Source organism: Leptolyngbya sp. FACHB-8 (genome assembly GCF_014695575.1).
Classification (GTDB): Bacteria; Cyanobacteriota; Cyanobacteriia; order Elainellales; family Elainellaceae; genus Vacuolonema.
The window spans coordinates 52,146-66,615 of the sequence record NZ_JACJOO010000077.1 but is presented as its reverse complement, the minus strand read 5'-3'; the positions used below and the strand labels follow the sequence as shown (position 1 = coordinate 66,615).

Here is a 14,470-nt window from a genome sequence, read left to right as displayed (position 1 = left end):
AAGAACTTTGAGCGTACTTTATCTCACGCCAAAGCCCAAATCGATCTTTGCTTCATCCGGCTAATGCTGAAGAGGCTTTCAGCCCCTTCTTAAGATATCAAATGGGCTCTATAAGCCATATATCCATCTAAGGGCATAGAAGAAATGAGCTAACACTACGTAAGACTAATAGTTAGTTTAACTAACTAAGAAATGTAAAGCAGTAGGGAAAAGCTGTATGTTCCCCCTTTCGCTGTTGAATTCCAGAAGAACTGGCATCATCTGTCGGGCTTCATTGGTCGTGTTACTGCTGGCATTAACAGGCTGTAATTTACCGAAAGCTGATGCTGAGCCTAGTAGTAGGAATGGTCAGGAGCAAGCCCAGGAAGAAGCTGCGGCCGTCGATGTGGCGATCGCCCAGATTGGCAATGTGGAGGAATCCCTGGAATATACAGGCACGACCCAACCATTCCGAGAAGTATCACTCCGATCGCAAATACAGGCTCAGTTATTGGATCTGGCTGTGGATGTGGGCGATCGCATTCAGCAGGGACAATCCCTTGCCCGTCTTGATAACACAGTACAGGTGGCTACCGTTGCGGAGGCACAGGCCGAAGCTGCCGCCCTTCAAGCTGAGGTAGCCAATGTTGAAGCCCAGGTTAGTGATGCTCAAACTCAAGTCACCCGCGCTGCAAGCGAGTTAGAACAGGCCCGTTCGGATTTGAGCCGCCTACAATTTCTTGCCCAAGAAGGAGCCATTCCAATTCAACAGCTAGAGCAGGCCCGGACCAACGTCGATACTGCGGAAGCAACGTTGCGGTCTACACAACAGCAGGTTCGCAGTCGGCAACAGCAGGTCGTCGCAGCACAACAACGGGTAGAGGCACAGCGGGCAGTTGTGGCTCAAGGGCGTGCACAGCAAGGATTTACCGTACTCAGTTCTCCGGTGACTGGCTCTGTGTTAGAGCGCAGTTCTGAACCCGGAAATATCATCCAGGCCGGGAGTGAAATCTTGCGTCTGGGAGACTTTAGTCAGGTCAAAGTCGCGGTTCAACTGTCGGAATTGGAGTTGAGCACTATTCAACCCGGCCAATCTGTCGAGGTTCGACTCGATGCGTTTCCGGAGAAAACCTTCAGCGGACGCGTAGACCGCATTTCTCCCGCCGCAGATCCGGTTGCCCGGCTTATTCCCGTTGAAGTCACAATTCCCAATCCTGGCGGCCAAATCGGTAGTGGTTTACTGGCGCGGGTCGTGTTCACTCAACGTACAAACCGATCGCGCGTTGTCGTTCCCGAAATCGCCTTACAGGTGAATCAAGACAACCGTAGCCAGTCATCAGGTGGGAATCAACCAGAACAATCGGCATCCAATTCTACTCAAGCTAACCCATCCGAGAAGGCTTCTGGAGAAGGGCGGAATTTACCCAGTGATATTGGCACAATTTTTGTTGTGACGGGTTCAGGTGACGAGGCAACCGTGACAGCTCGCTCGGTCACGCTCGGTAGGCAGGGTGATGGCCAGGTTGAAATTATCTCGGGCTTGGAGGAGGGCGATCGCTACGTTGTCCGCAGCACTCGGCCGCTTAAAAACGGAGACGCCATTCGATTTAGCGTTCTATCGGAACAGGAAAACCCTCCAGAAGGATAAGGAAACGTATTGGCTGCTGAGTAAACGATAGCGAATTGACTCAGTGTCATTCCATCTTTGTACAATCCTTCCCTCACCCTTTAACCCTTTCTCCTATGGCATCATCTCCTTCTTTCAGTATTAGTGCTATTTCTATTCGTCAGCATATTGGTACGCTTATGCTGACGTTAGCCGTTATCGTGATCGGAGTCTTCTTTATTACGACTCTTTCGGTTGATCTGCTACCATCCATCACCTATCCCCGTATTGGTGTCAGGGTAGATGCACCGGGTATCTCTCCCGAAGTTGCGGTCGATGAAGTGACCCGGCCTCTGGAGGAGGCCTTAGCTGCAACCGAAGGTGTTGTGCAGGTCTATTCCCAAACGCGGGAAGGACAGGTCAGCGTGGATTTGTTCTTCAGGCCAGGTGGCAACATTGATCAGGCCTTAAACGATGCCACGGCCGCCTTCAACCGAGCACAGGGCGAACTACCTGATACTATTGAATCTCCACGCTTATTCAAAGTAGACCCTGCTCAGTCTCCCATTTACGAGATGGCGGTCACCTCCACGTCCCTCAGCCCGGTAGAGTTACGGGTCTTTGCGGATGAAGAATTAGCACGAGAGCTGGGCGTTGTGGAAGGAGTTGCTGCCGTTGATGTGGCAGGGGGAGAAGAAGAAGAAGTCCGAGTGCTGCTCGATCTAAATCGCTTGCAAGCGATTGGGGTTGGTCTGCGTGACGTTCTAACGGAGTTGGAAGAGGACAACCAGGACATTTCAGGTGGACGGATTTACGGCAGAAATTCAGAACCCCTGACACGGGCGATCGGACGGTTTCAGGATGCGGAGGAGATTCGCAATTTATCCTTTGCTGCCGGGGGTACAGACAGTGGAACCCAGGAGACAGAAACAGCTCAGGGTAACGAATCTCCAGCCCAAAGTACACCGACCAATCGGGTCTACTTGCGAAACTTCGCTGAGGTCATTGACGGCACTCGAGAACAGCGGATTTTTGTCAATTTGAATGGACAACCAGCCGTTAAAGTTAGTATTCAAAAGCAACCCGATGCGAACACCATTACGGTTGTGAAAGGTGTGAAACAACGCCTGGAGGAGTTGCGTCAGCAGGGAGTGATCCCAGAAGATATGCAACTGGTCACAACTCTGGATGAATCGGTATTTATTCAAAATGCAATTTCCAATGTGACATCCTCTGGATTGATTGGGGCAGGATTAGCGGCGATCGCCGTTCTACTATTTCTCGGGTCCGTTCGGCAGACTCTCATTATTGTGCTGGCAATTCCTCTGGCAACCCTGGCCGCCATTATTCTGATGGGGGTCTTCAACCTCTCCCTCAATGTTTTCAGCCTGGGGGGGTTGGCGCTAGGCGTGGGGATTGTGGTAGACAACTCGATTGTGATGCTGGAGACGATCGCTGAAGGCGCGGGAGTAACGCCTGGACAGAATAGTAAAACCCGTCTCAGCTCCAAGAAATTGATTCAGCAGTCGATTGAAAGCAGCCAGTCGATTGAATCGGCGCTGATTGCTTCAACCAGTACAAACCTGGTTGCTGTTCTCCCTTTTCTATTGATTGGTGGATTTATTGCCCTGCTGTTTAATGAATTGATTTTAACGATTACCTTTGCGGTTGCAGCCTCCATTCTCATTGCCGTTACGGTTGTCCCAATGGCAACTTCACGGCTTTTAGCTATTCGCTGGTCTACAGGCATTGATAAGTTCTGGTTCTTACGCCAATTTAACCAGCGGTTCATGGCTGCAACTAACGGCTACGGTCGTTTCCTCGGCTGGGTTTTAGATCACCGATGGTTGGTTGTTACAAGCATCGTGTTGATATTCGGGGTGAGCGGTGCTTTTATGGCAACTCGATTACCTCAGGAAATCCTGCCGCGCATCAATACGGGGCAGGCAAACCTGATTGCCCAATTTCCATCCGGCACGCCCATTGCATCCAACCGCAAAGTCATGGATGAAGTGGATAAAATTGTACGGGCACAACCCGAAACAGAGTATGTATTCACAACCATTGGCGGCTTTTTGTTTGGTAGCAATACCAGCGAAAACCCACTGCGGAGTTCCAGCACCATCACTCTGAAGCCAGGAACCGATGTGGAAGCCTTTGTTTCCAGAGTGACTCAAGAATTTCAGAAGCTTAACCTGGTTGATATACGGCTACGGCTCAATCCTGGGCAGGTGCGTGGCTTAATTCTTAACAACTCTCCTGTGCGTGGAGCAGAGATTGATGTAATTTTGCAGGGCAATAATGAGCAAACGCTGAATCAGGCGGGGCGTCAAGTGCTTGAGGCATTAGAGCAGCAGGCAACGCTGGCCAGTTTTCGCGCGGATGCCGATCCACGTCAACCGGAGATTCAGATTCGCCGCGATCGCGAACGGCTGGCTGCTCTCAACCTGAATATCCAGGATATTGGTGATACGTTAGAAACGGCAATTCAGGGGAGTGTAGCGACCCAGCTGCAGCGGGGAAATCGGTTGGTCGATGTACGGGTGGAGTTAAACGATGAAGCCATTAGCCGCCCATCCCAGCTGGCAAGTTTACCCCTATTCACAGCGAATAACCGTCCCATTCGCCTGGGTGATGTGGCAGATATTGAAGAAGGGCAGGCTCCAGGCCAAATCCAGCGAATTAATCAGCGGCAAGTGTATATTATTGCAGGCAATCTAAATGAGGGAGCTAACCTGGGAGATGCGTTGAAGGAGGTAGACCAGATCATCCAGGGCATAGATCTACCAGCAGGAGCCAGTTTACTTCCCAGCACGGCTGCTCAAAGTAACCAGCAATTGCAATCCTCCCTTCCGATTCTAGGAGGGCTGGCAGCTTTTCTCGTATTCGTCGTGATGGCTGTGCAATACAACTCCTTAGTAGACCCATTGGTGATTCTCTTTACCATTCCACTGGCATTAATTGGCGGTATCTTTGGGTTGTTCCTGACTCAGACAGCCGTAGGTGCCACCGTTATTGTGGGGGCTGTGCTACTGGTAGGCATTGTTGTTAACAATGCCATCATTATGGTTGAATTTGCCAACCAGATTCGTGAGGAGAAAGGAGTTAATCGTCGTGCTGCCATACTCAGTGCAGCTCCTCAACGCCTCCGCCCAATTCTTATGACAACCATTACGACTGTTCTCGGCATGTTTCCCCTGGCATTGGGATTGGGACAAGGAGGTGAATTTCTTCAACCGCTCGGAATCGTGGTGTTTTCTGGACTTTCCCTTGCAACATTATTAACGCTGTTCATCATTCCATGCTTTTATTTAATTCTGCATGATGTATTTCGCGATGCAGGAGAACAATGGTTACCCCGAAGACGTAAACGACGGGCAGCCTAACGGATACTATTTTTCAGGAGAAGCAAGTTGTGGCAGAAGAGCCATTCCCATGTTTCCTCCTTAACCTACAGCGCTTTGCGCTTGAATCAGCCACGGTTGTTTTTGTGGGAGCCGCGCGCAGCGCGGCTCTCACAAAAACAACCTCTTACAGCGCTTGAAAAGCGTTGTAAGAGGTTGTTTGAACAGCTGATTTTTCATGCGCTTTGCGTAAGAAAAATCAGCTGTTGAGAGACTTTTCAAAGCATTAGAACCATTATTCGAACAAGCACTCTCTCCTATTTCAAAAAATCATGGCACAGGGTTGACAACTTGTAGTGTGATTGTAGTATAACTGTAGTATTAACACTGTAACCTCTCACGAAGGTTCTGTAGTAACCCCTCCGAACCTGAACAAGTGAATAATTTCCATCTTGAGGATGTAGCTTAGCGGGTTAAAGCACCAGTCCGTCGAACTGGATATTGTAGGTTCAAATCCCATCACCCTCGCTTTGTTTCCTATTTTTGGGGTGCTCTGTGCCTTATAGAAAGGAAATCTTGAGCATCGTGGACGAAGAGATCAGTTGCCGTGTCTCTCAAGCATGGAGAAGTGGGTGTAACTTCCCGCCGATGCTGCCAATAAGGATGCGGCTCTCTCTTGATCTGGGTTCGCCTTCCATTCGGTAATCATGGGTCTGTAGCTTAATTGGGAAAGCGTCTGCCTTGCAAGCAGGAAGATGTCGGTTCAAATCCGACCAGAATCCACCAAAACCTGGGTCTGTAGCTCTAGTGGCAGTAACCGGCAAAGCTTACATACAACTTCCTGTTAAGAAGCCAAAAACTGCTTTGTGAACTTGTACGAGGGATGAGTGCAACTCTCATCGGGAGGTGATTGGTTCGATTCCGATCAGAGCCACTGCGACTGAACCCGAAGTGGTGGAGGGGCTGGTTTGTGACACCAGTGTTAGCGAGTTCAACCCTCGTCAGTCGAGGGGGAGAACGTGGCTCCCTACTTCGGTGAGGTCTACAAGACCTATTACCGGGAGCTGGCAGTGATGCCCAATGTCGTGATTGTCCGTGTCGGTGGTTACTGCAACTGGCTGGAGAGTCAACTGAAGGGACAGCAAGCGCCTGTAGAGACGTTCTACCTTTGCGGGGAACTACTACAGCTTACCCAAGCTTGTACCGCTGCTGACGCGCCCTTCTCGGCTGGAGTTGCTGATGGAGATTCTGGACACGCCATTGCCCGTGCGATCGGATAAATAGGAAGTTGGACTGCCACATCTCTTTGGGCTGGGTAGTCCCCTTCCTTCCAGCCAGGGAAGCTAAAGCCATGAAGGTCAATACATGGGGCATGCTCAAGCTGCTAAACCGTCTTCCAGAGCCGCTGGTAAAAAACTGGCTGGAGCGAACGGGGATGTGGCTGATGCCTACCACTCGGCACTAAATTCAACCACACTTGCACGCAGGAGATTACGATGACTGACATCCGTAAGCTACTCAACCAGATTGCGAGTGCTGAAGCACAATTGCAATCAACTCAATTTCTCGCACCTTGTGTTAAGGGTGGACGAGTTCGGACACGGGTGACAGGAATGGTCTACACCTTCACTTCTCAACCTCGGCAGTTTGAAGGATGGGGCATTTTTCGGCCTGTGGATGAACAAACCGCAATGCTAGTTGAAGGAGCAGATTTACCCCAGATCGCTACTTACTTGCAGCAGTTTCTAGTAGTTCGATTGCGGTTGGCATATCGTTTACAAAATCAAAGTTGGCTGGCGTATCCAATCAATGAAGTGGATATGCGGCAGCGGTTTAAGGCAGTTAAACCTTTGGTTGCTCATCTGGTGACAGAAGGCGTTGCCTTTGAGCAAGTTCTCGCTCGCTGGAATGGAAATTCCTGTTGGTTTGAGGACATTGATCGCCGCGCTGACCCTGCGATCGCTGAAACCTTGCAATCCAACCTCAAACAGTTAACTCCCGTTGAGGAATTGCAATTTAAGGGGATGACTCCAGAAATGCGAACGCTCTACGAGTTAGCGGCTCAGCAGATAGAAAAATTTGCCCAACCTCAACGGGATGAAAAGCGACTGCGGCAAGCTCTCAAATTGGGTGGCGGTGAACTACACCAGCTCCAGGATCGAGGGGATTACTGGACAGTGGATTGGACAACATCAGATGGTGTGCGTCATACCAGTGCGATCGCTAAAGGCGACCTGACCGTTGTCAGTTCTGGTATTTGTCTGAGTGGACGCGATCGCGACTTCGACCTGCAATCGTTGGTAGGTGTGATGGAACATCGGGAGTGGTGAGATAATGAGCATCTTTTTTCATGAGCAGCTTCACCGGACAGATGTGGTAATGGCGAAGCTAAAGAATTTCCCTGTGACCATTTGTGGTGCAGGAGCCTTGGGTGCAAACCTGGCTGAAAATTTAGTTCGTGCTGGATTTGGCAATCTGAAAGTTATTGATCGCGATCGCATTGAGGAACGGAATCTGTCAACTCAACCCTACTACCGTTCGGATGTTGGTGCATTCAAATCCAAAATCTTAGCCAATAATCTGTATCGGGCGATCGGAACCAAGGTAGAAGCCGAAACCAAAGAGTTGACTGCGGTAAATGCTGCTCAACTCCTTAGAGATAGTGGCTTGATTATTGACGTCTTTGACAACAGCACCTCTCGTCAAGCCGTAAAGGATTATGCCGATCGCACTGAGATTCCTTGCCTTCATGCTGGGCTTTCTGCGGAGTATGCAGAAGTTATTTGGAATGATGCTTATCGAGTTCCGTCTGATGCCAATGATGATGTCTGTGATTATCCTTTAGCACGTAATTTGGTGATGCTAACGGTAGCGGTAGCTTGTGAGACAATTGTCTCTTTTATCGCAACAGGTAAACAACAGCATTACACACTTACTTTAAAGGATTTAAGTGTTCAGCTTCTTAATCTGAACTGTTGAGCGACCACATCGGGGTTTAATACTTCACGAATTGATGAATTATCAAAAAAGTTCTCTTGCGTGAATACATGGTAAGGCTCATACTGGGACGCTACAGGGGCAGGAATTCCCAAACTATTAAGCACCATCACCATACTTGCAACACCATAGTATGCTTGATTTACCTGTGTTATAAATTGGCTGCTAAGATTTCAAAAATCCTCTTCTGCTTCACGTTCTAGCAAAAGTTCCTGGTCCGGAGGAGAGTTAAAGGCAATCAAGTCGGCAGGTAGGGGTAGGGTTTGAGCGATCGCTCTACCACCCAGAAGTCCCACTCCGAACAGCAGCAGGGCCGGTAGCTTTCTCCATCGTGATGTCATGGGCGCAGTTCTCATCGATGTGTCTTAGGGGCAGTATGAATTGCCTTCCCATCATAGTAATGCGCTTTTCATACCGATCTGGTTTTACAAGCCCGTGAAAAAACTGAGCAGCACCCAGCCTAACTTTTGGCAGTCACAACCGCGCTTTTGCCGTAGAAGTGGGACAGCAAGACCGCTTGAATGCCAACATCTTGAGAAACAGGAATATAGCCCCACCTCAAGACCGTGAAAGTTTCTAGTATCCATATTGCTCATTAGATTCCAACACTTTAAACTGATGCAGTTCCATGGGTCTAACGACGAAATCAATAAATTATCATTTCTACCCACTTACTTACACTTATGATTTCAAAAAACAATCTTCCTGCTGGCCCACAATCTCCTCGCTGGCTGCAAAAAATCCAGTACACACGGAATTCAATTGCCTACATGGAGGCTGCACAGCGATATGGAGAAATTTTTAATGCTCCTGTCATTGGCAATCACCCGGTTGTGTTGTTTGTCAGCAATCCCCAAGCAATCCAGCGCATCTTCTCGAACGACACAAAGCAATTTATTGCTCCGCCTAATCAACTGCTACAACCATTGACTGGGGATTACTCCATTTTTGCCATGGAGGGTTCTCGCCATCGTCAGGAACGTCGATTGTTAATGCCTCCATTTCATGGTGAGCGGATGCAAACTTATGGAGAATTAATTTGTGAATTGGTTGACCAAGCAGTGGCTTCGCTGGAAATTGGTACTCAGTTTTCTGCTCGTCAGTTAGCGCAAGAAATCTCCTTAGCCGTGATTCTTAAGGTCGTTTTCGGAATTGATCAAGAGGAACGCTTCCATCATCTCAAGTCACTCATTGTTCAATTCACCGATTCACTACAATCTCCTTTTATTGGTGGTTTGCTTTTCTTTCCGTCTTTACAAAAGGATTGGGGGACGCGAAGCCCTTGGGGATATGTGCGGCATCTGCAACGGCAGATGAGGGAACTGATCTATGCTGAAATTTCCAATCGTCGTAGTCAGCAGCATGTGGGTTCAGACATTCTGAGTTTGCTGATGCTAGCCCAGGATGAAACGGGCCAACCCCTGAATGATGCCCAATTGCATGATGAGCTATTTACGCTTCTGTTAGCGGGTTATGAAACAACTGCAACGGCGATCGCCTGGGCACTGTATTGGATTCATCGCCATCCTGAAGTTGGCAAAGAGCTACTTGTAGAACTGAGTTACCTGGGAAAGGCTCCAGATCCAACTACCGTTGTACAATTGCCCTATCTCACTGCCGTCTGTAACGAGTCTCTACGCCTTTTCCCTGTTGCAACACTCACCTTGCCCAGAGAGGTCAAAGAGCCTGTAGAACTGATGGGTTATCAATTAGAACCTGGAATGAGACTGTATGGTTGCATTTATCTGACTCATCAGCGCCCAGATCTCTATCCGAATCCTAAATTGTTTAAGCCAGAGCGCTTTTTAGAACGGCAATTCTCTCCTTACGAATTCCTTCCATTTGGTGGTGGTACGCGCCGTTGTATTGGGGAAGCATTAGCTCAATTTGAGATGAAATTAGTGATTGCAACCCTGCTTTCTCACTGTCGATTAGAACTGGCAGATTCATCTCCTGAATACCCTCAGCGGCGAGGGGTGACCTTTGCTCCGGCTAGGGGGGTACAGATGGTTCTGACTACGAGGCTGGGAGGCGTGACGTGAGTCAATATTCAGGCTTGACTAAACTAATCAAAAAGCATCAGAGGATCTGCTTGGTGGACGAGAACCTGATGCATTGACAGACCACTAGATCCAAGCAGTGGTGGCCGCTGTCATCCAAGAAAAAACAGGGGGCAAATTGCCACCCTGCTTATGATTTCACACTTTAGAAAAGGCTATTACTACAGCCTCAGTCAGCTGAATTAGCTGTTGGCCTCAATGGCAGGTTCGCTCTCTGAGGTCACAGGTGTATTGCTCAGACTGACTTTAATAACCTGATTTCGGACTTCAGGGGTCTTCGGCAGTGTCAGATGCAAAATGCCATCTTTATATTCGGCTTGTATCTGGTCATTTTGTACCGCAGCAGGGAGGCGAAGGACGCGATGGAACTTGCCGTAGCGGAACTCAGAACGAAGTATATTGTTGTCCTTCTGCTTGGACTGCTGGTGACGCTCACCGGAGATGGCGATCGCTTCTCGGCTTACCTGAATATCAATGTCCTTGGCTTCAAGGCCAGGAATTTGAGCACGGAGCGTAAAGGCATCACCCGTATCCTGTAACTCAATGGCCGGTGTCCAGACACTCGATTGAGTGTTGGTCGTGGTCAGTTCATCAAAGAGATGATCAAACTGACGACGCATGGCTTCAATTTCGTAGAGGGGATGCCGGTAACGGGTCAGCATAGAAGGGGTTGGGTAACGATTTAGGTGTTGAATCATCATGTCCCTATGGTGCCGCAACGTCTGTATAGCAGGGGGGAGGTAAACTCGACAGTTTAAGGTGAAATTCCCGCAACTTACAGCGTTTTTCAATCACTTAAAATCCGGTTGTTTTTATGAGAGCCGCGCTTAGCGCGGCTTTCATAAAAACAACCGGGGCTGTAGCGTTGAGGCAGGTAATCCAGAAGCCTTTGAGACCTCAGTGATATTCATTATTTTTTTGTGCAACTACTGCTTGACTTCAAGTCAACTTGAAGTTGTATCTTATCTTCAAACACAACTGAGTACAAGACCCACGTTATTAAGTTCGTCGCATGTGATTGATATCTTGAGCAGCAAAGGAGCTGATATGGAAGCAAGTTTCTGGCATCAAAAATGGGAAAAGGGTGATATCGGTTTTCACCAAAGTGAGGCAAATGCATTACTAATAAAACATTTTGAAGGATTAAATCTGGCCAAGGGTAGCCGTATATTTCTGCCTTTGTGTGGCAAGACACGCGATTTTGCATGGTTGCTGGCTGGTGGTTATCGCGTTGTCGGTGCAGAATTGAGCGAACTCGCAATCAACGATTTGTTTAATGACCTTGGAATCGAGCCAGAAATTTCCAGAGTTGAAAAATTAACCCGCTACTGCGCAAAGGATATCGACATATTGGTCGGTGATATTTTTGATGTATCTGTTGAAGTTCTTGGACTTGTTGACGCGATATATGACCGAGCAGCGTTGGTTGCAATGCCAGCAGACATGCGGAATCAATATACGTCACACCTGATAAAAATCACGAATGCGGCACCGCAGTTGCTGATCTGCTACGAATACGATGAACAACTAATGGATGGACCCCCGTTTTCAGTCAACGAAGCAGAAGTAAAACGCCATTATGCGGCCGCTTATCGATTGAATCGTGTTGAACATAAGGATGGTGGCCGTAGATTAAAGGGAAAAGTTGCGTCAATTGAGACGGTTTGGTTGCTCCAAAAACCTTAAAGGGCTAGGTTTATATCATCCACTACGGCGGCGCGGACACTACCGCCGCAGCCGCACGAACTGATACGCCTCAAGCCGCCATCCTACAGAATTAGGGCATATCATCATTGGTCCGCAGGGTGCCGTTGAGCTTGCCTGTTAGCTTACTTAATGGTTTGTAGGAATGCATACAGCTAATCTGTAGTTATCGCAAGGTTAGCCTGAGTAGAAGCTTTTTGAGAGGGAGAGATGTTATTAGAGTTAGCGATTGGAGATGCATACGGTGCTGGATTTGAATATGCTTCAAAGCAGGTTCTGGAACGAAATAATTTATCTGGTTATTTCCAGCATCCCCGCTATCGTACCCGCCCGGGTCAATATACGGATGATACGCAAATGAGTTTAGCGATCGCAGAAGCAATTGTGGCAGACGATCCTTGGACACCTCTAAACCTTGCTCGTCGTTTTGTTGACGTCTTCCATCGTGATCCTCGTGAAGGTTATGCTTCACGCTTTTACGCATTTCTACAGCAGACTCAAACTGGAGAGCAGTTCCTTGCTCACATTCAACCTGTAAGTGATAGAAGTGGGGCTGCGATGAGGGCAAGTCCAATTGGTATTTTCACAACGCTGGAAGAGGTATTAAAGCGAGCATCGATTCAAGCGCAGCTGACACATAATACCGCTGCTGGAATTAGTGCCGCTCAGGCCTCAGCCTTGATGACGCATTATTTTCTCTACAACCTGGGTGCTAAGTCAGCACTCGGTGAGTTTCTTGATCGCCATGTTCCTGGGTATCAGTGGAGTGAGCCGTGGCAGGGCGAAGTAGGAGCCAAAGGATGGATGAGCGTTAGAGCAGCAGTGACAGCAGTGCTTCCTCACACAAGCCTCTGTGCCATTTTGCAAGATTGCATCAGCTTTGGAGGTGATGTTGACACGGTGGCAACGATCGCATTAGCGGCTGCCAGTTGCAGCCAAGAGGTAACTCAAGATTTACCGCAGCATTTGGTGGATGGCTTGGAGAACGAAGCATACGGGCGGGATTATCTGCGTCAACTTGATACTAAATTACTAGAGAAAGTCCAGCGGTAATTGTTGTATTTGTGTGAGTGGAGGACTTAGTAAGCTGGGGCGATCGCTAATGAACTGATCGTAAAATTGATATTTAAGCTGATATGCATTCCCTTCTACATTGATGCAGTGAAGTAGAGCATCTTCAGAAAAGCAAGCTCTAGATAGAAACTACCTGTGGCAGTACTATTGCAAACTACTAAAAGCCTATTGCAGAAATGTTGCCATTTGTAATCTAATCGTTATAATGGCCTGCAAACTCAAAGAAATTGTTGGGGATCCCTTATGAACAAAGGTGAACTGGTCGATCAGATAGCTGAGAAGGCAAACGTTACCAAGAAGGTGGCAGATGGCATATTATCGGCCGCGATCGAAACCATTATGGAATCTGTTTCTCAAGGGGACAAGGTAACGTTAGTTGGATTTGGGACATTTGAACCTCGGGATCGTCAGGCTCGTGAGGGGCGAAACCCCAAAACTGGGGAAACCATGACTATTCCTGCGACAAAAGTTCCTGCATTTTCTGCAGGGAAAATGTTTAAGGAGAAAGTAGCTCCTCAATAATTCTATTGAGAAGTCGCGATACAAGATTTGATTGACCAGGAAATGGGCATTGGCCCATTTCCTGGTTTTGCTTGATGCTTACGCTTACAAAATGCTTTGAAGTGTTACTTAGGGAAAACTCCTTTCACAAAATCTTGTTTCTGCTTACAGGTATCTCACATTTACGGCTTCCCAGTTGGCTTTTGGTTCATTGGTGATGTGAAAAAGCACCTCGACCTGTCGCCCTTCTGCATTCAGACCAACAACCCATAGCCCTCGGCTCGTTTGTTCCTGAGCAAAAATGCCTTTCAGATCTGAGAACTTCACATCGCTACTCCCTACTGAGAACCTGAACTTTTGACAGCAGCGGTTTCAAGGCGTTCGTACTGCTCACGATGGCGATCGCTCAAGCGAATATATTCCAGGTCCGTCTTAGCCAATTGCCACTTCTCATAAAAAATTCTGGCGGATTCAGCTTTAATCGGATCTTCTTCTCGGGGCAGAACTGTTTTCGACCCTGCTACATATTTGCGTCCTGACTTGTGATTGGCATAACGACGCGATCGCGTATAACCCATCTGTAGAAACTTTCGCGCCATGTCCATTCCAACGAAATCGCCTTGGGTCTTGTACTGGAGAAACAGGTTGTAAATTCTATCAGAGGATTGACGGGCAATTTCTGGGGTTTTGAACTTCCAGTAGGGCAAAATTTCGCTTTTGTAGGGTTCAACTAGCAAAACACCCTGTTCGCCCTTCCCGATGCGGTACAGTTCTGGATGCTGCCGAAAGTCGATTAGCTTGAAATCGAGTGAATAATCAAATTCCTTCATCTACAAAAGCTTAGCTAAATTCAGGATTGCCACGATTGACCCAGCTTCTTTATCTTGCCTCAATCTATTACTGATAAAATCGCTCTTCTGACATACTGCACTTCCAACATTCTGTATATGTATTTGGGTAAGGATAGTGCCAAAATGCCCAACACCTGTTGGACATTTTTGAGGGGAATATTGAGTAAGCTTCTGCAAACGCTCGCATATTCAGGAGATTAGAGCATGAAAAAACGCTCATATCGAGAACTCCTTTTTGAAGCAGCTTGCTAACCTCTCAATGACTTTTGCTCCCCAGCCTTGCTCCTGTTGTCGCTGAAGAATCTCCCTGCCAAGATGCCAGTACAACAAACTCAAAACTCAGGAGATTTCCAG

At 48.0% G+C, this 14,470-nt stretch carries 13 protein-coding genes, 3 tRNA genes and 3 pseudogenes; 13 read left to right on the top strand and 6 right to left on the bottom strand.

Annotated elements, in window-relative coordinates; translation table 11 throughout:
- The 9 genes and pseudogenes from H6F91_RS28620 to H6F91_RS21830 form a co-directional block, all read left to right on the top strand.
- A pseudogene (locus H6F91_RS28620) lies at nucleotides 1-93 on the top strand (IS5/IS1182 family transposase); the annotation flags it as partial.
- A 124-nt stretch (nucleotides 94-217) separates the two neighbouring features.
- Entirely contained in the window at nucleotides 218-1,627 is a 1,410-nt protein-coding gene (locus H6F91_RS21865; protein WP_190773569.1) for an efflux RND transporter periplasmic adaptor subunit, read from the top strand.
- 95 nt (nucleotides 1,628-1,722) lie between these two features.
- Nucleotides 1,723-4,971 carry an efflux RND transporter permease subunit gene (locus tag H6F91_RS21860; RefSeq protein ID WP_190773568.1) on the top strand — a complete coding sequence of 1,083 codons (3,249 nt, stop codon included), beginning with the start codon at nucleotides 1,723-1,725 and terminating at the stop codon, nucleotides 4,969-4,971.
- A gap of 412 nt (nucleotides 4,972-5,383) precedes the next feature.
- Nucleotides 5,384-5,457, top strand: a tRNA-Asp gene (locus H6F91_RS21855).
- Nucleotides 5,458-5,638: 181 nt separating this feature from the next.
- A tRNA-Ala gene (locus tag H6F91_RS21850) sits at nucleotides 5,639-5,715 on the top strand.
- 151 nt (nucleotides 5,716-5,866) lie between these two features.
- A tRNA-His gene (locus H6F91_RS21845) sits at nucleotides 5,867-5,939 on the top strand.
- A pseudogene (locus H6F91_RS21840) lies at nucleotides 5,937-6,213 on the top strand (hypothetical protein); the annotation flags it as partial. The gene H6F91_RS21845 and the pseudogene H6F91_RS21840, both read left to right, overlap by 3 nt.
- A gap of 212 nt (nucleotides 6,214-6,425) precedes the next feature.
- Nucleotides 6,426-7,259 (top strand): hypothetical protein, encoded by an 834-nt coding sequence (locus tag H6F91_RS21835; protein ID WP_190773567.1) that lies wholly within the window; start codon nucleotides 6,426-6,428, stop codon nucleotides 7,257-7,259.
- Between the two features lie 4 nt (nucleotides 7,260-7,263).
- Entirely contained in the window at nucleotides 7,264-7,908 is a 645-nt protein-coding gene (locus tag H6F91_RS21830; RefSeq protein ID WP_190773566.1) for a ThiF family adenylyltransferase, read from the top strand.
- Here H6F91_RS21830 and H6F91_RS28615 read toward each other — a convergent pair.
- A pseudogene (locus H6F91_RS28615) lies at nucleotides 7,884-8,084 on the bottom strand (phytochelatin synthase family protein); the annotation flags it as partial. The gene H6F91_RS21830 and the pseudogene H6F91_RS28615 overlap by 25 nt on opposite strands.
- Nucleotides 8,085-8,099: 15 nt before the next feature.
- Nucleotides 8,100-8,267 (bottom strand): hypothetical protein, encoded by a 168-nt coding sequence (locus tag H6F91_RS27605; protein ID WP_199307982.1) that lies wholly within the window; start codon nucleotides 8,265-8,267, stop codon nucleotides 8,100-8,102.
- Between the two features lie 342 nt (nucleotides 8,268-8,609).
- Here H6F91_RS27605 and H6F91_RS21820 point away from each other — a divergent pair, with 342 nt between their 5' ends.
- Nucleotides 8,610-9,968: a cytochrome P450 gene (locus H6F91_RS21820; protein ID WP_190773565.1), complete on the top strand. Its 1,359-nt coding sequence runs from the start codon at nucleotides 8,610-8,612 to the stop codon at nucleotides 9,966-9,968.
- Nucleotides 9,969-10,168: 200 nt separating this feature from the next.
- Here the strand turns inward: H6F91_RS21820 and H6F91_RS21815 are convergent, their stop codons facing one another.
- Nucleotides 10,169-10,648, bottom strand: a complete 480-nt coding sequence (locus H6F91_RS21815; RefSeq protein WP_190773564.1) for an Hsp20/alpha crystallin family protein — start codon at nucleotides 10,646-10,648, stop codon at nucleotides 10,169-10,171.
- A gap of 385 nt (nucleotides 10,649-11,033) precedes the next feature.
- On the opposite strand from H6F91_RS21815, the gene tmpT reads away from it, so the two are divergent.
- The 3 genes from tmpT (at nucleotide 11,034) to H6F91_RS21800 (ending at nucleotide 13,286) form a co-directional block, all read left to right on the top strand.
- Nucleotides 11,034-11,672, top strand: coding sequence for a thiopurine S-methyltransferase (tmpT, locus tag H6F91_RS21810; RefSeq protein WP_190773563.1), 639 nt, complete (start codon nucleotides 11,034-11,036; stop codon nucleotides 11,670-11,672).
- A gap of 228 nt (nucleotides 11,673-11,900) precedes the next feature.
- Complete coding sequence (locus tag H6F91_RS21805) at nucleotides 11,901-12,743, top strand: ADP-ribosylglycohydrolase family protein (RefSeq protein ID WP_190773562.1); 843 nt, start codon at nucleotides 11,901-11,903, stop codon at nucleotides 12,741-12,743.
- Nucleotides 12,744-13,007: 264 nt separating this feature from the next.
- Nucleotides 13,008-13,286, top strand: coding sequence for an HU family DNA-binding protein (locus tag H6F91_RS21800; protein WP_190773561.1), 279 nt, complete (start codon nucleotides 13,008-13,010; stop codon nucleotides 13,284-13,286).
- 144 nt (nucleotides 13,287-13,430) lie between these two features.
- Here H6F91_RS21800 and H6F91_RS21795 read toward each other — a convergent pair whose 3' ends face one another.
- The 3 genes from H6F91_RS21795 to H6F91_RS28025 all read right to left on the bottom strand — a co-directional run bounded on the left by H6F91_RS21795 (nucleotide 13,431) and on the right by H6F91_RS28025 (nucleotide 14,443).
- Nucleotides 13,431-13,592, bottom strand: a complete 162-nt coding sequence (locus H6F91_RS21795; RefSeq protein ID WP_190773560.1) for a hypothetical protein — start codon at nucleotides 13,590-13,592, stop codon at nucleotides 13,431-13,433.
- An 11-nt stretch (nucleotides 13,593-13,603) separates the two neighbouring features.
- The gene (locus H6F91_RS21790) at nucleotides 13,604-14,095 is read right to left on the bottom strand and encodes a DUF4385 domain-containing protein (protein ID WP_190773559.1); all 492 of its coding nucleotides are present in this window, start codon (nucleotides 14,093-14,095) and stop codon (nucleotides 13,604-13,606) included.
- Nucleotides 14,096-14,332: 237 nt separating this feature from the next.
- A complete protein-coding gene (locus H6F91_RS28025) occupies nucleotides 14,333-14,443 on the bottom strand; it encodes a DUF1016 N-terminal domain-containing protein (protein WP_242035917.1) in 111 nt (36 codons plus the stop codon).
- Nucleotides 14,444-14,470: the final 27 nt, after the last annotated feature.

What these genes read in the sequence shown, in the direction of transcription:
- H6F91_RS21865 (WP_190773569.1), top strand. Translation starts at nt 218, where the DNA reads ATGTTCCCCCTTTCGCTGTTGAATTCCAGAAGAACTGGCATCATCTGT.
- H6F91_RS21860 (WP_190773568.1), top strand. Translation starts at nt 1,723, where the DNA reads ATGGCATCATCTCCTTCTTTCAGTATTAGTGCTATTTCTATTCGTCAG.
- H6F91_RS21835 (WP_190773567.1), top strand. Translation starts at nt 6,426, where the DNA reads ATGACTGACATCCGTAAGCTACTCAACCAGATTGCGAGTGCTGAAGCA.
- H6F91_RS21830 (WP_190773566.1), top strand. Translation starts at nt 7,264, where the DNA reads ATGAGCATCTTTTTTCATGAGCAGCTTCACCGGACAGATGTGGTAATG.
- H6F91_RS27605 (WP_199307982.1), bottom strand. Translation starts at nt 8,267, where the DNA reads ATGACATCACGATGGAGAAAGCTACCGGCCCTGCTGCTGTTCGGAGTG.
- H6F91_RS21820 (WP_190773565.1), top strand. Translation starts at nt 8,610, where the DNA reads ATGATTTCAAAAAACAATCTTCCTGCTGGCCCACAATCTCCTCGCTGG.
- H6F91_RS21815 (WP_190773564.1), bottom strand. Translation starts at nt 10,648, where the DNA reads ATGCTGACCCGTTACCGGCATCCCCTCTACGAAATTGAAGCCATGCGT.
- tmpT (WP_190773563.1), top strand. Translation starts at nt 11,034, where the DNA reads ATGGAAGCAAGTTTCTGGCATCAAAAATGGGAAAAGGGTGATATCGGT.
- H6F91_RS21805 (WP_190773562.1), top strand. Translation starts at nt 11,901, where the DNA reads ATGTTATTAGAGTTAGCGATTGGAGATGCATACGGTGCTGGATTTGAA.
- H6F91_RS21800 (WP_190773561.1), top strand. Translation starts at nt 13,008, where the DNA reads ATGAACAAAGGTGAACTGGTCGATCAGATAGCTGAGAAGGCAAACGTT.
- H6F91_RS21790 (WP_190773559.1), bottom strand. Translation starts at nt 14,095, where the DNA reads ATGAAGGAATTTGATTATTCACTCGATTTCAAGCTAATCGACTTTCGG.